This window comes from Clostridium sp. MT-14 (genome assembly GCF_042436595.1).
In the GTDB taxonomy this organism is placed as follows: Bacteria; Bacillota; Clostridia; order Clostridiales; family Clostridiaceae; genus Clostridium_B; species Clostridium_B aromativorans.
The window spans coordinates 104,693-126,780 of the sequence record NZ_JBHMIY010000004.1; the positions used below are offsets into that span (position 1 = coordinate 104,693).

General features: G+C 31.4%; 19 protein-coding genes. 2 read left to right on the forward strand and 17 right to left on the reverse strand.

The features are described from left to right. Positions 1-41: 41 nt before the first annotated feature. The 5 genes from ACFHWD_RS05040 to ypeB form a co-directional block, all read right to left on the reverse strand. Entirely contained in the window at positions 42-386 is a 345-nt protein-coding gene (locus tag ACFHWD_RS05040) for a hypothetical protein (RefSeq protein ID WP_229980685.1), read from the reverse strand. Positions 387-650: 264 nt separating this feature from the next. Continuing rightward, positions 651-2,264, reverse strand: coding sequence for a CTP synthase (locus ACFHWD_RS05045; RefSeq protein ID WP_179978135.1), 1,614 nt, complete (start codon positions 2,262-2,264; stop codon positions 651-653). A gap of 268 nt (positions 2,265-2,532) precedes the next feature. Next, a complete protein-coding gene (locus ACFHWD_RS05050) occupies positions 2,533-2,841 on the reverse strand; it encodes a ribose-5-phosphate isomerase (protein ID WP_150356174.1) in 309 nt (102 codons plus the stop codon). A gap of 121 nt (positions 2,842-2,962) precedes the next feature. Then, complete coding sequence (locus tag ACFHWD_RS05055) at positions 2,963-3,376, reverse strand: DUF1934 domain-containing protein (protein WP_150356173.1); 414 nt, start codon at positions 3,374-3,376, stop codon at positions 2,963-2,965. Between the two features lie 202 nt (positions 3,377-3,578). Then, positions 3,579-4,949 (reverse strand): germination protein YpeB, encoded by a 1,371-nt coding sequence (ypeB, locus tag ACFHWD_RS05060; RefSeq protein WP_150356172.1) that lies wholly within the window; start codon positions 4,947-4,949, stop codon positions 3,579-3,581. A gap of 227 nt (positions 4,950-5,176) precedes the next feature. On the opposite strand from ypeB, the gene ACFHWD_RS05065 reads away from it, so the two are divergent. Next, complete coding sequence (locus ACFHWD_RS05065) at positions 5,177-6,418, forward strand: glycosyltransferase (RefSeq protein ID WP_179978136.1); 1,242 nt, start codon at positions 5,177-5,179, stop codon at positions 6,416-6,418. A gap of 144 nt (positions 6,419-6,562) precedes the next feature. Here ACFHWD_RS05065 and spoIIR read toward each other — a convergent pair whose 3' ends face one another. The 12 genes from spoIIR to ACFHWD_RS05125 form a co-directional block, all read right to left on the reverse strand. Then, the gene (gene spoIIR, locus ACFHWD_RS05070) at positions 6,563-7,204 is read right to left on the reverse strand and encodes a stage II sporulation protein R (RefSeq protein ID WP_179978137.1); all 642 of its coding nucleotides are present in this window, start codon (positions 7,202-7,204) and stop codon (positions 6,563-6,565) included. Between the two features lie 89 nt (positions 7,205-7,293). Further along, positions 7,294-9,549, reverse strand: coding sequence for a Ger(x)C family spore germination protein (locus ACFHWD_RS05075; RefSeq protein ID WP_229980688.1), 2,256 nt, complete (start codon positions 9,547-9,549; stop codon positions 7,294-7,296). Between the two features lie 34 nt (positions 9,550-9,583). Beyond that, positions 9,584-11,041: a spore germination protein gene (locus ACFHWD_RS05080; protein ID WP_378060891.1), complete on the reverse strand. Its 1,458-nt coding sequence runs from the start codon at positions 11,039-11,041 to the stop codon at positions 9,584-9,586. Between the two features lie 15 nt (positions 11,042-11,056). Beyond that, positions 11,057-11,251 (reverse strand): CLC_0170 family protein, encoded by a 195-nt coding sequence (locus tag ACFHWD_RS05085; protein WP_150356167.1) that lies wholly within the window; start codon positions 11,249-11,251, stop codon positions 11,057-11,059. 172 nt (positions 11,252-11,423) lie between these two features. After that, positions 11,424-12,269 carry a 4-(cytidine 5'-diphospho)-2-C-methyl-D-erythritol kinase gene (gene ispE / locus ACFHWD_RS05090; protein ID WP_150356166.1) on the reverse strand — a complete coding sequence of 282 codons (846 nt, stop codon included), beginning with the start codon at positions 12,267-12,269 and terminating at the stop codon, positions 11,424-11,426. A 152-nt stretch (positions 12,270-12,421) separates the two neighbouring features. Continuing rightward, positions 12,422-15,046, reverse strand: a complete 2,625-nt coding sequence (gene cphA / locus ACFHWD_RS05095) for a cyanophycin synthetase (RefSeq protein ID WP_378060894.1) — start codon at positions 15,044-15,046, stop codon at positions 12,422-12,424. Positions 15,047-15,321: 275 nt separating this feature from the next. Beyond that, positions 15,322-16,128 carry a cyanophycinase gene (locus ACFHWD_RS05100; protein ID WP_150356175.1) on the reverse strand — a complete coding sequence of 269 codons (807 nt, stop codon included), beginning with the start codon at positions 16,126-16,128 and terminating at the stop codon, positions 15,322-15,324. A gap of 191 nt (positions 16,129-16,319) precedes the next feature. Continuing rightward, entirely contained in the window at positions 16,320-16,412 is a 93-nt protein-coding gene (locus ACFHWD_RS05105) for a hypothetical protein (protein WP_378060896.1), read from the reverse strand. Beyond that, positions 16,387-17,979, reverse strand: coding sequence for an SPOCS domain-containing protein (locus tag ACFHWD_RS05110; RefSeq protein WP_378060898.1), 1,593 nt, complete (start codon positions 17,977-17,979; stop codon positions 16,387-16,389). Before ACFHWD_RS05110 ends, ACFHWD_RS05105 begins: the two co-directional genes overlap by 26 nt. Positions 17,980-18,344: 365 nt before the next feature. Next, complete coding sequence (locus ACFHWD_RS05115; RefSeq protein WP_150356163.1) at positions 18,345-18,581, reverse strand: Veg family protein; 237 nt, start codon at positions 18,579-18,581, stop codon at positions 18,345-18,347. 207 nt (positions 18,582-18,788) lie between these two features. Beyond that, a complete protein-coding gene (gene yabG / locus ACFHWD_RS05120; protein WP_150356162.1) occupies positions 18,789-19,676 on the reverse strand; it encodes a sporulation peptidase YabG in 888 nt (295 codons plus the stop codon). 127 nt (positions 19,677-19,803) lie between these two features. Next, a complete protein-coding gene (locus ACFHWD_RS05125) occupies positions 19,804-20,805 on the reverse strand; it encodes a CotS family spore coat protein (protein WP_150356161.1) in 1,002 nt (333 codons plus the stop codon). A gap of 113 nt (positions 20,806-20,918) precedes the next feature. Here ACFHWD_RS05125 and ACFHWD_RS05130 point away from each other — a divergent pair, with 113 nt between their 5' ends. Then, positions 20,919-22,055 carry a glycosyltransferase family 1 protein gene (locus ACFHWD_RS05130; protein WP_150356160.1) on the forward strand — a complete coding sequence of 379 codons (1,137 nt, stop codon included), beginning with the start codon at positions 20,919-20,921 and terminating at the stop codon, positions 22,053-22,055. Positions 22,056-22,088 lie beyond the last annotated feature (33 nt).

The following is a 22,088-nucleotide window of genomic DNA, read 5'->3' on the forward strand; positions in this document are numbered from 1 at the left end:
TCCATCTCATTTTATAATAATTATAAATAAAAATAAAAATATTATATAAGTGCATATATTTTTTCCTTGATCTCATTATACTTTAAAATTTTATTTTTTATAACATTATAATTGCCTATATACAAGATTGGGAATCCCAGAATCTCACAGCCTCCAATTATAATATCTTTTCTAACCAGATAATTGATGTTATATCTAAAATAATGAATATTCCCACACAGTTCACATTGAACACTCAAAAGTAAAATTTTATTATTTACAAGACTTATCTTTAAAGAGGTGAAGCTCTCATTGATTTTATTTACATCAAATACGGAAAAATTTTTAATATCATATTTTCCTTCTGAATTTCTAGCAGCAACACTTATATTTGTTTGAAGTATCATAAAATTCACCCCTAATTTACACTTTAATTTACACTTTAATTTAAAATTTATTTTACAGCTATGCAATTATATTCTATAAATATCTCCAAAATCCTTCATAATTTTATTTTATTTTTCTCTATCGATCTTATTTCAATTCACAATTGATTTAATATAGAGTTGTAGAAGATTTTCAGCAGGAGCCAAAAATCTTCTACAACTTGATATTTACACTTTGGATTTTTAAATACACAATAAGAACTAAGCACTTTACTCAAAAATCACCTAGTCATTCAATTTCCCATAATCTAAAGACGCCCTTATAAACTCTCTAAATAAAGGATGTGGTCTATTGGGCCTGGATTTCAATTCTGGATGAAACTGTACTCCTACAAACCAAGGATGATCTTTTATTTCTACAATTTCAACTAATCTCGAATCAGGACTGACTCCAGAAAGTACCAGCCCCGCTTTTTCTAACTTATTTCTATAAAAATTATTAAATTCATATCTATGTCTATGCCTTTCATGTATAACTTCTTCTCCATAAGCTTTAAAAGAATTACTTTCATTTAAAAGCTTACATGGATAGCTGCCTAATCTCATGGTACCGCCTTTTTTATCTATATCCTTTTGATCCGGCATCAAATCTATAACAGGATATTTGGTATAAGGATCTATTTCCGAACTGTGGGCTCCTTTATAACCAAGCACATTTCTCGCAAATTCTATTACAGCACATTGCATTCCCAGACATATGCCAAAGAATGGTACTTTATTTTTTCTAGCCCATCCTGCAGACAATATCTTTCCATCTATTCCCCTATCTCCGAATCCTCCTGGAATAAGTATACCATCTGCATCTTTTAGATAATCTCCTATATTTTCTTCAGTAACATTTTCAGAATTTATCCATTTTATATTAACTCTCGCCCCATTGGCATATCCACCATGATTCAACGCCTCAACTACAGATATATAAGCGTCATGAAGTTCTACATACTTTCCAACTAAAGCTATATTTACACTTCTCGATAACTTCTTTATTCTATTTACCATCTCTATCCATTCAGTATTGTCTATTTTACCACTTTTTAGTCTTAATTTTCTGCATACCAAATCATCCAATCCTTCTTGATGAAGCATCAGTGGAACTTCATATAAATTTTCAGCATCTAAATTTTCAATTACAGAGTCTCTCTCTACATTACAAAATAACCCTATCTTTTCTTTTAATTCATTGGAAATCAATTTCTCTGAACGGCATACTATTATATCAGGCTGTATTCCAATGCTCCTCAATTCCTTAACTGAATGTTGAGTAGGTTTAGTTTTTAATTCTCCCGACTTTTTTAAATAGGGAACCAATGTAACATGTATAAAACATACATTTTCTATTCCCACATCATATTTTATCTGTCTTATAGCTTCCAAAAAAGGCAGTGACTCTATATCTCCTACCGTTCCGCCAATTTCAGTTATAACCACATCAATATCTTTTTCCTCCGCTACTTTATATACCCTGGACTTTATCTCATTCGTTATATGTGGAATCACTTGAACCGTACTTCCTAAATACTCTCCCTTTCTCTCTTTTGATATAACTGACCAATATACTTTTCCTGTAGTAACATTGTTGTTTTTACTTAAATTTTCATCTATAAATCTCTCATAATGGCCTAAATCTAAATCTGTCTCTGCTCCGTCATCTGTAACAAAAACCTCTCCATGTTGATATGGACTCATAGTACCTGGATCTACATTTATATATGGATCGAATTTTTGGATTGAAACTTTAAGTCCTCTATTTTTCAAAAGTCGTCCCAATGAAGCTGCTGTTATTCCCTTCCCCAGCGAAGATACTACTCCCCCAGTTACAAATATATACTTTGTATTCATAAGTTTCTGCTTTTAAAAGCAGTGTCACCCCCTGTTTTTTATCCTGGTAAAATTTAAATTGCATATTTTTTAAATAAATTATTTGAAAAAAAAGCATAAATAATTTTCAAAAATTTTCTCATATATTATTGACAAAATATCTAATTAGTTTTATAATGAAAAATACCCTCACAAATAAAATAGTATGTTTTGTCCAAAAACATACTTAATATGATACCATATTTTCTATTTATATTCTAGGTTTTTTTGCTTTTATAAAACATTTATTTTATTCTACTCTATCTATTAGCTCTTCTGCTTCAAAATACATATCTCTTATACGCTTGTTTAATAGTAATTTTTTTTCCGCTTTTCTTATGTTATTTTTCATGTTATTCCTATTTACAGAGGGAAAATCTTTTTTTAATACATCTAGATCATAACACTCATACTTATTAACAAGTAAAAAAAACAGATATTTGCAGGATTCATCTTTTAAGATCTCCAACAGTTTTTTTCTATCCAGTCCTTTATATTTACACAATATCTCAATAATTTTGGAATATACTTTTTCTTTATCATTAAAATATCTTCTCAATATACACCCTCCTTTTTTACACTTATCTGTTTATTTAATTATTGCCATATATAAAACTTTTAATCAAAAATAAAATTTTTAGACTGAAAATTAAAAGTGAAAAGCTAAAAGTTGACAGCCGCTACTTGGTTTTTATATTCACCTTTAACTGTGTATCCTGAGCAGTTTGTCCTGCTAAACTCATGCTATAATTAATCAATACATCCCCTCCATTTTCCCCTACATCTATGTTTATTTCATTAGTCTTTATCTTCAATTCTATAGCCCCATAAGGTGTCTTATACATAGATCTACTTCTTTCATACTTATTAAAATCCATTTTAGCATTAGTGCTCCCCATTCTTATGAGAGATAATTTATTATTTTTTATTTTTAAAGTAGTAGTAGTTCCCTCCATTCCAGATAACTGAGTTTCTTTATAAACCGCATAATAACAGTCATTTTTTTTGTAAAAGTCTCCGGGAGTAACTACTTCTATAACTTCATTATTATCAGATTGCTTACTGGATAAAGATATAATTGCCTTTTTCTTCATAGTTAAACTTTAACCTGCCTTTCTAATTTCTACATCAACAAAATCTTAAAATTTACTTTATTATATCAAATGGGCCAGGATTTTTATAGAATTTTTACTTTATTTTTGGGTATGATTCAAGCAAAAATATACCCTATAGGTTAAACACAGCCTTATTTCTGCATCTACCTTTTAGGGTACATTTATATTTTATGATTATAGGCTATATAGTTAACTCTCCATTAGGAGTATTAATTATTTGAATTATCTTTTCTTCATATCCAGTTTCAGCATTTATATAGACTTTAAAATCATCATTCTTATAATCTCCAGAAAATTCATAACACAATATTTCACTATTCGCTTCCGTAGGGATTATAACAAGCCTTCTGCCGGTTATATTCAATCTCTTCCCAACTTTTTCTTTGGCCTCTTCATAGCTCATCTTTGGGGTTGATATTTTCCTTTTTTCAATATGAGACATTAAATACTTATCTGCTTCTACACCTATGATATCCCCATTATCCAAAGCTATTTTTAATTTTATTTGATCCGGATATATTAATATATTATTTTGATTATACACATAACTTATTACTGCTATATTATTATATCTCAGAGAGTAGGTAGGAACCATATTATCGTATCCTAAATTTTTCAAGTATCTTATTCCTATATTCCGGGATTTTTCTGCAGATATGGAGCTGTTATTTACAGCTCTATCATTTATCAAATAGGATATCCTTCCGCCTTTTTTGCTTATTTCACATATTACTCTGTCTCCTTTTCTATTTCTATTTTTTAGGGCAGCAGTAAATCTATATACATCTATGTCAGCTTTTCCCTTAACAGAAGATACATTCAGGCTCTCTATTTTTGCCTCTCCTATTATTTTTCTAGCTATAGCTTCTGCTTTCTTTTCTGATACCTGTTTTTGCGAATTAATTTTAGGTTTAACCTGCAGTACATTGTCTGAAAATGGCCCATCATAAATCAATGCCGGATACTGAACTATTTGCTTCTGCATACCTTGAAATTGTTCAGATATAGAATTATCATTATTTTTTGCAAATGCACCAGTAATTTTTTTTCTTATTTCTCCCCACTTGACCTTTCCCTGATTTATATTATCAGCTGTAGCTTTCAGCTGACCCTCTAAAATTACGGACTGTTTTTTTAATCTCTCTATATTGTCATAATCATCATTGGTCAATTGTTTCCCGCTAGTAGATAACTTGCCTAAATTATAGCAAAAATCTCCAGTTTGGCTTAAAAATTTGCTGGTGCCAGATATTGTCGGCTGATCTACTGGAAGGGAATGTAATTTATCATTAGCTATACCAGAATATCTAAATATCTCTTCAAAAACAACTATCGCCTGTTCTCTTGACCCTACTATAGCTGCTTTTGTTAAATTTACTCTTATATTTTGCACTGCATCTATAAGCTCATACATGCTTTTTCCATATTCACCTTGAAGATAATTTCTATAGTCATTTCTTTCCAGAGTCATAAGAACTGCAAAAGTACTTGAAAATACTACAATCAAAATTACTAATGCCGTGTATATAATTCTCTTTTTTGCAATTTTCACAGAACTCCACCTCTTTCTCACAGAGAGTTTTACTGGTAAATTCAATCTTTGTTCATATTATTTGCATTTATTCAATTGTTATGTATTATTAGTTTAATAATGTTCATAAAAGTCAATACTATTTTATGGATTATTATTAATTTTTTCTTAAATGTTTATTAAATGAGTTTATTATTCTTACTACATTTTATATAATAAGATTACATACTTAATCAGAAGGTGATTAGATGAACGTTTTAATTCTCTCAATTTCCGCTGGAGGCGGACATGGTAATGCCGCTGAGGCGCTAAAAAGCTACATATCCTTGAGAGATCCAGCATCAAAGGTAAAAATTGTTGATGCCTTAAAATATATAAATCCCATAATAGATAAAGTAGTAATAGGCAGCTACTTGAAGTCACTAAAAGTATCTCCTTCTTTATATGGAAAATTATACAGTTATTCAGAAGGCGATTACACAATCACAACTACAATAAGTTCAAAACTTATTGAGTCTCTGACTTACAAGCTACTTCCTCTTATAAATGAGTTTGATCCTGATATATTAATATCTACTCATTCATTTACTACAGAAATGTTGTCTGTATTGAAATCAAAATATCATATAGGCATACCTTGTATGTGTATAATTACCGATTATTATTCTCATACTTCCTGGCTTCATCCTTATATAGATGCCTATGTGATTTCCAATAAAGACATGATAAAAAAGATGATGTCTAAAGGCATACCAAAAGACACCATATATAATTTAGGTATTCCCGTTAAACCTGAGTTTAACATAAACTATAACAGATGTGATACATTGAAAAATTTAAAATTGTCTCAATCGAAATTTACCATTTTGGTTATGGGAGGAAGTTTAGGCTTAGGTAAAATAGCAGATATATACAAGGAACTTGATAAAATAAATGAAGACATTCAGATAATAATCATAACTGGCAAAAATAAAAAGCTCTATTCGGAACTTTTAAAAATTAAAATGTCTTCTTCTAAGGAAACCCGAATAATAGGCTTTACCGACCAGGTAAACAAATACATGCAGGCCAGTGATCTTCTTCTGACCAAGCCCGGAGGGCTTACTATTTCTGAGGCATTAATATGCAAAATACCTCTGGGGTTATTTTCTCCTATACCCGGTCAGGAGGAAAAAAATGCTCAATTTTTATTGAGAAATAATTTAGCAGTAAATTTAACCGATATAAGCAGATGTAAAGAAAATATCGAAAAACTTCTCAACTCCAAAGAAAAATTGAAAATTATAAGTGAAAACTGTAATAAATTTGCCAGACCTTATGCTGTAAATGACATATTTAACTTAATCAATTGGCTTATAGAAAAAAATTTAGCTAAAAAAACCTTAACTGGGAACGAAAAAATAAACAATAGAGATACTCTTAAGACATTTTTTAAATGTGCTGAAGAACACTTTGTCAAGACTGCCCAAAAACTATTTGCAGGAAATTAACTAATATAAACTCAAATTCCAATATACAAGTGATGGCTAATCAGGACACGGATTCCTTACATATTTGTTGTTAACTAGAATTTAATATCTGTAAAGCCCACTTGTATGTATTTTCACAATACTGTCCATTGTATTTAATGGTCCTTATACTCCTATGCTTTTCAGTATTTCTAATATCTTAAATTTGAATTTTATGTTTCTTTTATTTAATCCCAATGATGCATTATCCACCATCTTATATTCTTCCGGTGTCAAAACTTTTTTCATCTCATTTTCCGTTTTCTCATAAGATACTTGTCCCTTTGTAATATCAACAAAGCATAATGGAGGGAACATAACACACCACCAGTTTTGCCCCTGCCCGCTGCCTATAATTATTCTATAAGCTTCATATTTCCCCTGGGGAAGAGTTATATTCCCATAAGTTTTTATAGGAAAATTTACTTTGGATAAAGTACTATCGACTTTATAATCATAACCTTCTTTTCTTATTTCACTGCTAGCTATTTTTAACATTTCTCCATTGTTTTCTCTTAAAATTTTTCTGGATTCTTCTATATTTTTTGAATTCTTCAATTTAGGAGCTATATATCCCAGTATTTTATCCCTCACTCTTAATTTAAGAGCTTGATCACTTTTTGAATCACTGTTTGCTATAACATGAAATCTTATTATCTTAGACGCCATGTCATGCTGCATGTTATTATTTCTCACTTCAGCCAAAAGAGAGTTTGCAGTAAATACACTTAAAATACCTATTATAAATATCAATAAAACCTTCTTCACGATTTCATCCCCACTTTTCTATGATTATTTATATATACCTCACTAGTAATTATTGACATATATTCAAGTTATATTCACTGCATACTATATTATCTTGTCACTCCAATTCTCCTTATCTTTGTATTTACATCTATGTTTACAACTGCATTTTTATAAACATCATCCCAGTCATTTCCTATTTGTTTCCATATAATTGGATGATATTTTTCTACATATTCTCCAAAACCTATGGGATCCACCTGAAGCTCTCTTTGAGTAGACCTTACCACACTTTCACATTCTTTTCTTATAGCTTCATTGAAATCCTGTTGAATTTGATCCAACTTATTCACAGATAATGCCTCATTTCCAGTATAATAATTTTTTATCTGGCCTTCTATATCCAGGTCTATATTAAATATCAATTTTCCGTCTTTCTGAGACATCCTCATCTTTCTATCAGCATTGTCAATTCTTATATCTACAGGATGGCCATCTAAATATATCATTTTCTTTCCGCCTCTCAAGATACCCTTTAGCAGTTCTATATTTGAGGTTTGAACTGAATTCAAAATTCCCTTTTGTGTAAAGTTTTTTATTACAAAAGTGCCCGAAATCTTTATGGTATTCCCGTTCTCATCAATAACAATTCTGGGAACTATGCTATTTCCATTTTCACTCATTTGAATTAAAAAATCATTTAAAGTTATTGGAACAACTGCACTATTTTTAAAATCACTTTCAACCATACCCAATATATAATTCTCTACACTCATTTCTATTGGATTGTTAAATGTCACATACTTCTCTGCATTTCCATCTGACATAACTATATACATATTTCTATTTAAAGAAGGCTCTCTTTGAAGGTAATCAATAGCTTCCTTTACTGCATCGGGATATTTCATTAAATTTTCTCCTAACACCAACACTTTAGCATGGCTAAATCTTATGGATCTGCTGCTCTTAGCTATTGCATTACTTACTGCATCCTGAATTGAATATCCATCTACATCTAAATATCTATCTCGAGATATTCCTCCTTTACCTGGTTCCAGTTTACTTAAATCCGGTATACCAAAAGTAACATGAAACTTTTTTAAATCTATAGACGTCAGTGGATCTGTCGGTTTTATATTCTTTGATTCTTTTCTCTTCCCTATATCTACTCCTGCATCTACTCCCATTATAGACACTAAGTCAGTTCTCTCTATTTCAACTTTGTCCCAGCACCCAGTCAGTATAATACAAATTAAAAGCAGAGATATAACTTTACCCCTATTACCTACATGTCTAGCCTTGCCAAACAAAAGTATCACGATGGGCAGTACAACTAGACTATATATAAAAAGCGGAGGTATAAATCTATTGCTCATATCATAAAGTTGTGCTATATTCTGAGGATACAAAGCTATTATATATATTACTGGTGCTATCAAAGCCGACGAAAGTTTTACATCATCTAATTTAAATACATCCTTTACTATATCAGATGACAAATAATATATATTTGAAAAAGTAGTAAAGTAAAACATAACCCATAGGGCCATAACTACTCCTTCCCATCTCTCTATAAAAGCTCCATTTATATTTATGGAGTTTATCATAGTTATAGTAGGCCACAATAAAATTTTAGTCTGTTCTTTGGAGAAAATAGCCAGTGAAAAAACAATTATCATTGCATAAAAAAGCGTTATAAATGCAATGCTCTTTATTGCTGTTTTTTTTATATTAAATTTATCCTTTATAAATGGTCCCATCAAATATATTATTTCTATTCCAGCAAAACTGTAGATTGCACTTTTAAGTGCCATTAAGTAGGTATAAGGTGTATTGGTAAACATAGGCAGTACATTGGTAAAATCCGTTTTATTTAAAGTAAACAGAAGTATCATATCCAGTGATATAAACATTATCCAGAAAGAAACTTCATTAAATTTTATTAAATTTTGTAATTTACTTCTTACAAGATAAATTCCTGAAAATATAGTTACGACTATCAGAAATTCCGTAGGTGTTTTTTCAAGAAGATACATTTTTATAACTTCTACAAATATTCTCATGCCAATTGATATGGTAAATATATTATATAGCACAAATCCAACAGCTAAAATTCCACCTAATATTTTTCCAAAATTATTTTCAAGTATTGTGCTGAATTTATTATATCCATTGGATTTAAAAGTTTTACAGGCCATATAAATTAAGAAATAAGTAATAAACCCTGCCATTATAACCACAGCCCATCCATCAGTGCCTGCAGCACTTACTAACTCTCTTGGCAAGGAAAATATTCCTACACCTATAACAGTCACTATTATAGTGGTAAATACTCCAAATCCAGTTATGAAACTTCTGCCTGTCATATAATCACCTTCTTGAAAAAACTAATTTACCCAATTATTTTTGTCTAACCTTATCCTTGGTATTCATATATTTGGGCCTTTTTTTGAAAAAATCAATAGGCGCTCTAAAGTACATATCTTTAAAATCACTGACATTTTCATTTACTGTAGGTGATAGATAAGATATTCCAAAACTCTTGAGCCTTACAAGATGTATCAGAGTAATTATAAGTCCAATCATGATACCATATAATCCTGCCACAGCCGCTGCACCTATAAGTAAAAATCTAATTAGCCTAAATGCAGAGGTCATCTCATAATTAGGAGTAGTAAAATTTGTTATGGCAGTAACGGATACTATTATTATCATTATAGGACTCACTATTCCAGCTTGAACTGCAGCTTGACCTATAATTAGACCTCCCACTATTCCAGTGGTAGCTCCTATGGACTTTGGGAGTCTAGCTACAGATTCTAAAAGAAGGGCAAAACTCAATTCCATGATTATAGCTTCCATAAAAGCTGGGAAAGGCACTCCTTCCCTTGAAGCGGCAATAAAATATGCCAGTCTGGTGGGTATTATTCCAGTGTGAAAAGAAGTAACTGCAACGTAAAGAGCAGGCATTATCAATGTAATCATTATGGATATAAACCTTATTATTCTTATTGTTGAACTATATATCCATCTTTGATAGTAATCATCCGGTGACTGAAATAGATTTGCCATAGTAGTAGGCACTATAATTGCAAAAGGAGAATTATCCACTACTATTGCAATTCTTCCTTCATACAATGCTGAGGCCACTACATCAGGCCTTTCAGTACTCTGAATCTGTGGGAAAAAGGACCATTTATTGTCTTCTATAAGCTGCTCTACATACCCACTGTCTAAAATGGCATCTATCTTTATGTTATCCAGTCTCTTCATAAGTTCTTTTAATGCTTTTTCATTTACTATATCATCTATGTACACCACTACTACATCGGTTTTAGATCTCACTCCCAAGGGCTTTGGCACAATTTTAAGCCTAGTATCCCTTATTCTTCTTCTTATCAAGGCCGTATTAAACCGTAAAGTTTCCGTAAATCCATCCCTAGATCCTCTTAAAACCGTTTCTCCTGAAGGTTCAGTTATCCCTCTTACAGGCCAGGCTCTAGTGGCAAGTACATAAAAACTTTTTAGCCCCTCCAGAAGCATTAACGTTTCACCAGATAAAATCAAGTCAACTCCTTTTCTCAAGTCAACAAGTTCTTTCATGTCAGATACAGTTATCAATCTTTCCTTTATGAGGCTTACATTTTTTATATATCTGTACCTAGTCATAAGACCTCTTAACAAATCATTTAAGAGCATCTTATCTCCCATTCCATCTATATACACTATTGCGGCTTTAACTTCTCCTATATAAAATTCTCTAAACACTACATCTGAATTATCTTCAAACAGTTCCTTTAAATATTTTACATTTTCATTGACTTTAGGAGATACAAAATCTCTTACTTCTTCTTTCATGTACTTCACCTCCTATCAGAAAGAGTAAATTGAAAGGGCATACAACAGGATTGAAAATATAAAAAAAAATATACCAATTATTTTAGATTTTAAAACAGTTTTTTTTAAATTGTCTTTTTTAAAGTTTTTAGGATCAATAAATGTTAAAAAAAATCCCTGGATTATCATAAGTATAAAAAAATATTTATTAAATAAGTGAATGATATCCACATGTTCTCCCTCTTTCTTTTTTCCACTCAATTCAAAATAACTCTAAATTATTTTCTACCTATTTCAAGCTATTTATTCATAAAATTATAAGCCTGATTTCTTCAATCAAATAAAAAGGTTACCCCAAAGTCTATTTTGAGGCAGCCTTTTCAACTACATGTTAACTATTCTCTTATATAGTTCTCGTAATAAAAGTTTCTCTATATTTAATTTTCATCCTATCATAACACATTTGTGCCTCCAACATATCATCAAAAAAAGCAAATATACTTGGACCGCTTCCGCTCATCAATGTTCCTAAAGCTCCAGCTCTAATTAATTGTCCCTTTATTTGCCGCAGCATAAAATGTCTCTTTAAAGTCACATTTTCAAGAACATTTCTCATATTTCTGCTCAACATCTCCAGGTTACCTTCACGAATAGCATCTATAAGCAAATTAGTATCAGGATGTTTCATTATCTTATTTATGTCTAAATTTTTATATACCTCCTTAGTACTAACCCCAAAAGATGGCTTAATCAATATCAATATATGATCCTTAAAAGGAGTAAGAGGAGTAACTATTTCACCTATTCCCTCACATAATGCAGTACCCCCTATTATACAATAGGGAACATCTGCACCTATATTCAATCCCAATTTAATTAATTCACTGTCATGTACTTCAGGTACGTACATATCTCTCATAGTTTTTAATACTACTGCAGCATCTGCACTTCCTCCCGCAAGTCCCGCTGCTGTAGGTATGTTTTTAACTATATTTATATTTATTCCATCTTTTATATTATATTTATGTATAAATAACTCCGCTGCTCTATAGGCCAGATTTCTATTGTCACAAGGTATATAATTTTTATTACAGGTTATATGTATACCACTTTTAGCTTTATACATTTCTAAAACATCATATAAATCTATAGTTTGCATTATCATTTTTAAAAGATGATATCCATCTTCCCTTTTCCCAATCACATCCAATGAAAGATTTATTTTGGCATAGGCTTTTAATAATGGCATTTCAATTCTCACTACCTTTAAAAATATTGTAAAACTGATTATAACATAAATCAAAAGAAAAGGCGATCCATCACACCACCTATAGAAGTGGGCGACTTCTCGCCGATTGCGTTAAATTGATAATCCTACTTGCTTACCTTATAACTCTGTTCCTACACCATAGCTATATTCCCTATTCTCTTATTTCCATCTTTTAATTTTTCACTTATCAATTCTACTAATGGGTTCATCTTCTCAAAGAATATTATTATCAAATCCCCCTGTTTTCCTGCATCTATTGCTCTCTCAAGTGCAGCCTTTTCATCCAATATAGTTTCTATTTTCTTTAAGTCAAAATCAGTCTTCATTATACCCCTTCTAAGAATTGATGCTATTTCTCCAGGCTTCCTGCCTCTTCTGTCCTTATCTTCTTTAACATATATATAGTCAAAGTTCCTTCCTGCAATCCGCCCTATTTTTTCAACACTAGTGTCAGTTCTGTCTCCAGGTACACCAATAATTCCAACCAATCTCTTATAATTTAACTTTTTAGCGCCTTTTATAACCGCTTTATATCCTTCTATATTATGACCATAGTCCAACACCACATTTATTCCATTTAAATTATAAATATTGAACCGTCCTGGATTAAATGAAGCATCTCCATAAAAGCTTTTTAAACCATCCTTTATAACAGAATAGGCTATATTCAACCCAATTGCAGCCCCACAGGCAGCCATGGCATTTTCTATGTTATAAATAAGTTTCCCTTCCAGCGATATCCTTATATCCTGCATCTTTACTATTGGGACTACAACACCCTGCCTTTCAAAATACATAATCTGATCATCTATATATATTCCATATCCGCCTCTATCTATATTGTCCCTGAGAATTGTATTATTTTTATACTTTGAAAACATAATTATTGAGCCCTTTAACCTATTGATTATAGTTGAACTTACCAGATCATCCGCATTTAAAACCACATATCCATTTTTCTTAACAGCTTCTCCAACCAACGCCTTTACATAAGCTAGATCCTCCATTGTATTTATTCCATCTATGCCAAGATGATCTTCAGTTATATTCGTTATCACCGCCACATCTGCCAAATCATAGGCAAGACCTTTTTTTATTATTCCTCCTCTAGCAGTTTCCAACACCGCTGCATCTACATTTTTGTTGCTCAAAATGGTCTTAGCACTATAATATCCTGTAGTATCACCTTTACATATACATTTATTATCTATGTATATTCCTCCTGTAACAGTCATACCCACCTTATAGCCAGATTTGCCTAATATATGTGCAATGAGTCTAGTAGTTGTGGTTTTCCCATTTGTTCCAGTTACTGAAACTATAGGAATGGATCGGGATCTATAAAATAGCATATTTATTATGGCTCTTGCCACATTTCTTTTTTTGCCTACACAGGGATACTGGTGCATTCTAATACCCGGTGCTGCATTTATTTCTATTATAGCTCCACCGGTTTTAAGTATGGATTCACTTATATCTTTACAGCATATATCTATGCCACAGATATCCAGTCCAATCGTATCAGCTGCCCTTTCACAGATATTTATATTTTCTTTGCAAATTAAATCAGTGCAATCTACAGCTGTTCCTCCTGTAGATAAATTTCCATTTTCTCTTATGAGCAATTTTTTATTCTTAGGTAAGATACTATCCAATTTATAATCACTTTTAAGTATGCAGGCTTTCAATTCATCATCTATTTTTATTTTAGTTAGAGGCTTTTCGTGTCCCTCTCCTCTCATGCTGTCCCTGTTTACATCTTCTATCAATTGAATTATGCTTTTTATTCCATCTCCCACAACATAAGGCGGTATTCTTTCAGCAGCAGCTACTACTTTTCCATTCACCACACATACCCTAAAGTCTTTTCCAGTTATACATTTCTCTAAAATTATACTATCAAACTTCTGTGCTAATATCTTGTAAGCTTTTACTGCTTCTGTCTTATTTTTTATATTTACAAATACCCCTTTGCCCTGATTTCCAAAACAAGGTTTTAAAACTATGGGGTATCCTATCTCAGCAGTGAGATCTGATAATTCCTCCAGGCTTTTCACCTCACCACCCTCTGCCACAGGTAAACACTGATTTCTCAGCATCTCTTTAGTTAGCATTTTGTTACAAGCTATATCTACAGCCGCAGCCGATGTATTGCATGATATAGTGGCTTCTATAATCTTGCTGTATTTTCCGTATCCCAATTGAAATACACTGTTATTTCCAATCCTTGTTACAGGTATTCCTCTCCTCTTGGCCTCCGATATTATGGACAGCGTACTGGGGCCAACTTGCTCTGCTTTTAAAATATCCTTTAATTTTGTGACGTCCTCCTCAAGTTTATAATTTATTCCTTTTATCAAAGAGTTGATCATATTCACAGCTATTTTGCCAATTTCCAGCGCTGTATTTTTATAAAGATATTCATATACTATATAATATTTATCTTCCTTTATTTCCCTTGCCTTCCCATAACTAACATCAATACCCAGATCATTTTGCATAGCAAGTATAATATGTTCACACACATGGGCAAGATAAGTTCCTTCTCTCAATCTCTTTTCAAAGCCATGTTCTTCATTTATTCCACATCTATGCTGCCTCAAATCAGGCATGATCGTCAGCAGTTTTTCATTAAATCCATTTATATCCTTAGTTGGTATTTTACTATACCCCTCTAAATCCACAGACATTTTTATACATTTTCTATGAGCAAATATATTTCTTCCTTCAAAAACTCTAAAATCATCTATCCTCATTTTTGTGTATACTGCCCGTTACATAAACACTTATTTACACTTAAGTAAAAGTTTGTTTATTTCCCCATTCATAGTATCTGATTTTGCTATTTGTGCTACTTTCATTCGGCCTGATACTCCAGGGGCTTGAAATCCCGTCTAACTAACGGTATATCAGCATATAATTCATATTTATTTGCTGATTTAACGGTTTTTACGACTCCTCCCTTACATCTATTTGACCCTTTCTCGGATTTTTAATCAATTTGATTTACAAATCATCAAATCAAATTTTCTCAATTATTATAAGGCTTTTTATTTATAAAATTAAATTTATTTCCATATTTAAGTACATGTAATTTCACTCCAAATATAGACAATATCTCCTCAGGATACTGTTCTGACACATTAGTATAGGTTATGCCAGAGCCATCTATCACATAAACTGCTCCTGAACCCATTACCGTGAATTCATCATTGTCTTTAACCATAATTGCTGTATCTTCATCTATTCCAATACCTAAGCTCTGTGGGTTTTCAGCTATTCCAACAAGTAGTCTTCCTATTCTACCCCTCTGTGCAAAATGCTGATCAATAATCACACCTTTTATGAGACCCAACCCAGGCGCCATTTTTAAAGTACACTTTTTAGGTGATTCTTCATCGGGTCCTGTTATTATCATGGTATCACTCATAACAGAAGCCCCTGCGGAAGTTCCCACAAAAGTACACCCTCCTTCATATAATTCTTGAATCTTCGAATACAGTGGAGTACCTCCTACAAGGCTTGTTATCCTAAGCTGATCTCCTCCTGTAAAAAACATCAATGCAATATTTTCTATGAGCTCTAGATTGTTCACGTCAAAGGCATCTTTTCTGCTTCTTATAGTCAGTATCCTTATATTCTTTATTCCCAATTCTTGAAATATCTTTTTATATTCATCTCCTAATTCCTCCGGTATCTCAGATGCAATAGTTGCAATAACAAGAATATCTTCTTGTTTATCCAATCTACTGCAGACTTCCTTTAATATTTTTTTTTCACCGGTCTTATCTTCCGCTCCTCCTATTATTATTAAATTTTTTTCTGATTTTTTTTTCAAAGTCATGCACCCTCTCCTGCGGATATTCTATATTTTTTCCATTTTCTCAATTATTATGCGTAAAACAAAAACTTCAGCAATTTATTGCCGAAGTTTAATCGAAGATTTGGGCTCCCTTTTATGAAACTCCACCTCCTTTCGGTCCGGCGGAGTAAGCGACTCGCACCAAATCGAAGATTTGGGCTCCCTGCTTATATTACAGCTCTTCCAGGTATAATGAGTTTTTCTCCCACTTTTATAACTTCCGGATCTTCTATATCATTTAATTTTACTAAATCCTCCACAGTAGTATAATACTTTNATTACAGCTCTTCCAGGTATAATGAGTTTTTCTCCCACTTTTATAACTTCCGGATCTTCTATATCATTTAATTTTACTAAATCCTCCACAGTAGTATAATACTTTTTAGCTATTTTCCACAGAGTATCATCTTGCTGGATCACATATATGGTTAAACTGGCCTTCTTAGCTGGGAATTCCCCTTCTGAAGAATCTATATTCACCAAAAACTCTTTATGAGTAATATAATTTACTCTTGCATAAACTTCAGCTACTGCCTTTATAGCTATGGTGTCTATTTCTACCTCTCCCTGTATACTCTCTAAAGCCACCTTTGCTATACACTGCATGTCAATTTTACTTTCAGGTATATCTACACTGCAACTAAAAGGTATCTCGTCACTAGCCTTATTTATTTCATCTTCTAAATCCTTATATAAAGCCTTAACACTTAAAACTCCATCTACAACTACCTTGTCTTCCACTATTTTTTTGTCTGTTATGCACACTTCTCCATAACACATAATTACCTCTTTAGGCCTGGAGTTACCTTCTAATTCTATATTTGATTTAATCATACTTTGGGTGGTATTCTGGCCATGCATTACATTCAATTCATAATCTTTTTTATCCATCTGCATAAGTGAGGAAGGAGAATAAGCATCTTCTATTATATCCATATCTTCTTTATACATCACTTTTGTATTGGATTTTACCAACACTTCCATATCAATTATTCTGCTCTCACCCAAATCATCTTCTCTTATACTCTTTTCAATCTCATCTACACAAAAGTCGGTATAGCTGTCCATAGATGAGTTCACTCCATCTACAGGAATTTCTTTACTTACATAAACATCATCCTCTATATATTCTATGTCCCTTGTGTCCTTTCCCCTATAAAGTACACCTATAAGCACATATGCCTCTATAGAGATATTCCCATCTAAAACCTTTATATTTTTCTTATGCACATTTACGTTACATTCTAATATATTCCCTATTTGAGGCCTATCCACAGGTATTTGAATCTCAGCTTTTGCCACTAAATCTCCTGAGACTGTTCCAACTATTTTATCTATAGTATCAGGATTTTTCAACATCTGTATATCTCCAGAACTTTCTACATCTTTTATAACTTCAAATTCATATTTTTTATATACTTCTGCTTTTAATTTTATAATTCCTTCAATAGATACCTTTCTTTCATTAGCTATATTGCAGTTCATATGTTCTACATAGCAATCTGCATCACAGAGCATATCATGTTGGGACCCCGGTATTTCAATATAATTTGAAAAATCGCCAGTATAATTTACGCTGTAGATGCCCATTGCTTCATCTTCTTTAGCTAAATAAAGTATAGTATATTCCACTTTTCCCTCAACAAATACCTTATCCTGCATTACTTCCTTACTAGTTATAATGGGCTTTGCATTGAGAATTAAAATATGGTTAACATCTGGATTTGTATCCGGTATTATATATTCTGCTTTTATTACAGTATCAGAAAAATTTTCAGCCATGAGCTGTTCACATTCTATATTTTCTTTAACAAAATCTATACTCATATTTATTACCCCCCATATAAAAACCTACTATTTATTTATATAAATTAAAGGTAAAAAATATGCTAACGTTTTTGATAATTTTCAATAATGTCTCTTAATATTGACATTTACAAAATTTTGACGTAATATTAAATTGGTTGTTAACCATATAACCTCTCATAAATTCTCAATACCCTTTTATACCATAGTTGAAAGATGGAAGCTTACCATCTTTCTTCTTACCCTGTAAATTGACAACAAAAAATAGCACATAAAATATAATTAGTATTTTATATACTATTTTAAAAATGTTACGTTTATATACTTTTATAAAATAGGTTAACAAACATATGAGATAATTGATAACTAAGTGAACTAAACACTGTTTAAACTGAAAAAACCAACTGAACTGTTTTTGTTAAAACATCCGAATAGCTATAAGTCACTTTCCTTTGGGTGTCATTTTCTAATCTAATCACAAATATGCTAGGATAAGCTTTTTCTATTATTCCTTTATTCACAAAAACTTTCCTTCTACCGCCATTTGCCTTTAAAGTTACTTTGTCTCCTACATGATCTTCAATGTTCTTTCTTATAGAAGCTAACACATTCATTCCTTCCATTCTCTAAACACCCTCTCTCTACATCTTATATTATACATCGTAAGGTTAATTATGTCAACTAAACCATTTAGTATATCAGTTAATAATTTATTTTGTCAATATTAAATTTTTGTAAACACGGCCCACATAGTTTTATTTATATTATAATATATTGCCATTTCTTCAAGTCACTCATATATACAATATTATTTACAACTTTTATAATCTTTATACATATGGTGATTTTGGAAAACCCTCCCTGTATTTTCCTCTAGTCTGCAGCCCTCCAATCCCATTAGTCCTAGTTATAGTGTTTCTTATGGCCTCTTGAATGGATACTACTTTTTCTATATTCGTATAAGCTATTTTTTCACATAAAAATACAGGATCTAAACAATGTATAAGTACTCTACTGGGTGAACTTGCAAAATTAGCTCCTGAATCCAAAATTTTTTCATAACAGGACTGACAGGCTCCTGCAAATATTACCAGATCATCATAATTTGATTCATAATTTCTAAGTTCTGACACAGCTTCCACAAAATATTTGGAATTTTTATAATTATCCAAATTCATGAAATCAGTAGTACCCTTTGCCACAGAATCATGCCCTGTAATTACAATTATATCTGGTTTTATTTCTTTTACTAACTCTACCACTTTTGACGGCTGATCCTTTTCAGCTATATTCCTGCCAACTACATCTAACAAAAGTTGTTTATACACTTTAATACATACATCTAGATATTCCGAATCACCATCTACATGCAGTATTTTACCAGGCCTTCCAAAAGCAAGTTCGTTCTTGGAATCATGTGATGCAAATTTTGTTATGTTATATTCTTGTGCAGTTCCTCCACTATACCTAAAGCCCCCTCTGCTAATTAGAATGTCCCGAATTGAACTGTTAATTTGTTTATTAAATATAATTTCCTTTTTTGTAAGAGATTCATTCTCTACGATCTCCAAATCCTCAATGGTGGAATCTGCAATCAGCCTCAAATCTATCCCTTTTAGAATATAAATATTCCCGCTTTTTTCTTCTTTTACATCTATTATTTTAAAAGTTATATCTTTACCATAGGATTTTCTCACTACTATATCACCTATTTTCATAATCTAACATCCCCATATAAAAAGTCATGATATATATTATGAGTTTATTCTTTTTTAAGTGCAAAAAATAAGGCCTATGCCGGGTTCATTTTAACATTATCCACATAGGCCTATTCCCAACTTAAATCTATTTTTGGTTATAGATACTTTTAAATTCTTCAATAAAACGAACATACTTTTCCTGTTCTGAAATCAATTCCTCCAGTTTATTATTAAAGGTATTTAACTGCCAATTAACCTCATTATAATAATATCTATTTGCCAATCTCCAGAAACGTTGAGGAAATAATAAGAAGGCAAATATTACCCTGTATTCCTCCTCCTCAAGCGGGCTTACCTCATTATAGGAGTCAAATATAAGCTTGGCATTTTCTATATTCCAATCTGATCTTTTTAAAACCTTAATCATAAAAGATGATATATCATAAGCTCTTATTTCTCTTTTACAGTAATCAAAATCTATTACATTTACATTGTTGTCATCATCTATCACTATATTATGATATGTAAAATCATGATGACAAAATCCTTTTTCCTCTTTTGTTATATTGCAAAGTTCATCATATTTGGAGTCTTTTAGTACTTCTATAGCTTTTCTGCCAAAATCTTTATAAAACTGAATAGCCTTCATATAATTTAAATCAAAACTTTCCTTATTGCTTTTTTTTCTGCCCATATCTTTCATTTTATCAAGAGCTCTAACCCTTTTTTCCATTAAATGATGCCACCTTCCAAGATCCGTCTTAAGTTTGCTGTTTTCAGGAGGCTCATATCCTTTAGAAGCTATGTGCATATTTGCCAAACATTTAGAAGCATTTATGACATCTTCTTTATTTTTAAAATCACATTCCCTACCATTAATCCATTCTGAAAGGGTATAAATATCTTCATTTACAAGAGCATAGGGATTCCCATCTATATTAACACAATATTTATCTACATATGGAAATCCATTATTTATTAAATGTTCTTTTGCACCATATACAAATAAAAGTTTTTGAGTTCCATAATTTATTCTCTTTAAACATTTCATTCCTTTATCCGTTTTTAAAAGATACACCCCTCTATTTGGTCTTATATTTTCAATTTTTACATTAAATTGTCTTTCTATTTCAAATTCTCGCATCATGTTAATCACCCCTATATATCTATATGAACGGCTAAGTTATTTTAGAAGAATATTAACATTTTTAACTGGATTTTAATATAATGAAATATACCAATTTAGAGAGGAATAATTCTATGAAAATAGGAATTGATGGTCGTGCTGCAAAATGGTATAGAGGTACCGGTATAGGCACTTATACTTATCAGCTCATAAGTTGCTTAAATAATATTGATAATATAAATAACTATTTACTTTTCATGCCGAAAAGTTTTAGAAATGATATATGCTTAAAAAAAAATTTTGCTCTAAATACTATTCCTCCACAGAATAAAACCAGTTTTTGGGAGGAAATAAATATACCTAATAAAATAAAACACAATAAAATAGAATTGTACCACGTTCCACAAAACGGTGTAGGGCTTCCTGTAGATAAAAATTGTAAATTTGCTATAACACTTCACGATGTAATTCCCTATAAAATGCCTGAAACTGTAAGTGACAGATATTTAAAAATTTTTTCCGACTATATCCCTGAAATAATACCTAAATGTGATGGAATTATTACAGTTTCAAATTTCTCCAAGAATGATATAATGAAGGCTTTTAATTTCCCCGAGAATAAAATATACGTTACTCATTTGGCCAGCGAGGATATATATAAACCTTTGGATAAAAATATAAGTAAATATATAGCTAAAAGATATTATTCCATAGATGAAGATTATATACTTTATGTGGGGGGATTCAGCCCTAGAAAAAATATATTGGGTTTAATTGAAAGTTTCAATAAATTTATATCGCTGTATAAAAAACCCATAAAGCTTGTAATAGCAGGTACAAAGGGGAAATCATACAGTACTTACAGAAAACGTACTGAAATATTAAATATATCTGACAAAGTTATATTTCCCGGTTTTATATCCATGGATCATCTTCCCTATATATATAATGCCGCTAAACTATTCGTATATCCCTCTTTTTATGAGGGATTTGGTTTGCCACCAATAGAGGCTATGGCCTGTGGAATTCCAGTAATAACCTCAAATACTACTTCTCTACCTGAAGTTGTTGGAGATGGAGCTCTTCTCGTAAATCCCAAAGATCAAGATGATTTATGTCAAGCTATGCTAAATATACTGTCCGATGATAATCTCAAAAAAAAACTTACCTCTCTGGGAATTCAGAGAGCTTCTCAACTAAATTGGAAAAAAACAGCTAGTGATACCATAACCATATACAATAAAATCATAGGTAAAAAAATTAATTATTAAAATACACACACCCTTTAAATAAATATACTGCTT

What these genes read in the sequence shown, in the direction of transcription:
- ACFHWD_RS05130 (WP_150356160.1), top strand. Translation starts at nt 20,919, where the DNA reads ATGAAAATAGGAATTGATGGTCGTGCTGCAAAATGGTATAGAGGTACC.
- ACFHWD_RS05125 (WP_150356161.1), bottom strand. Translation starts at nt 20,805, where the DNA reads ATGATGCGAGAATTTGAAATAGAAAGACAATTTAATGTAAAAATTGAA.
- ispE (WP_150356166.1), bottom strand. Translation starts at nt 12,269, where the DNA reads ATGCCATTATTAAAAGCCTATGCCAAAATAAATCTTTCATTGGATGTG.
- ACFHWD_RS05055 (WP_150356173.1), bottom strand. Translation starts at nt 3,376, where the DNA reads ATGAAGAAAAAGGCAATTATATCTTTATCCAGTAAGCAATCTGATAAT.
- ACFHWD_RS05115 (WP_150356163.1), bottom strand. Translation starts at nt 18,581, where the DNA reads ATGGAAGGAATGAATGTGTTAGCTTCTATAAGAAAGAACATTGAAGAT.
- ACFHWD_RS05075 (WP_229980688.1), bottom strand. Translation starts at nt 9,549, where the DNA reads ATGACAGGCAGAAGTTTCATAACTGGATTTGGAGTATTTACCACTATA.
- ACFHWD_RS05065 (WP_179978136.1), top strand. Translation starts at nt 5,177, where the DNA reads ATGAACGTTTTAATTCTCTCAATTTCCGCTGGAGGCGGACATGGTAAT.
- ACFHWD_RS05040 (WP_229980685.1), bottom strand. Translation starts at nt 386, where the DNA reads ATGATACTTCAAACAAATATAAGTGTTGCTGCTAGAAATTCAGAAGGA.
- cphA (WP_378060894.1), bottom strand. Translation starts at nt 15,046, where the DNA reads ATGAGGATAGATGATTTTAGAGTTTTTGAAGGAAGAAATATATTTGCT.
- ACFHWD_RS05045 (WP_179978135.1), bottom strand. Translation starts at nt 2,264, where the DNA reads ATGAATACAAAGTATATATTTGTAACTGGGGGAGTAGTATCTTCGCTG.
- yabG (WP_150356162.1), bottom strand. Translation starts at nt 19,676, where the DNA reads ATGAAAATAGGTGATATAGTAGTGAGAAAATCCTATGGTAAAGATATA.
- ACFHWD_RS05080 (WP_378060891.1), bottom strand. Translation starts at nt 11,041, where the DNA reads ATGAAAGAAGAAGTAAGAGATTTTGTATCTCCTAAAGTCAATGAAAAT.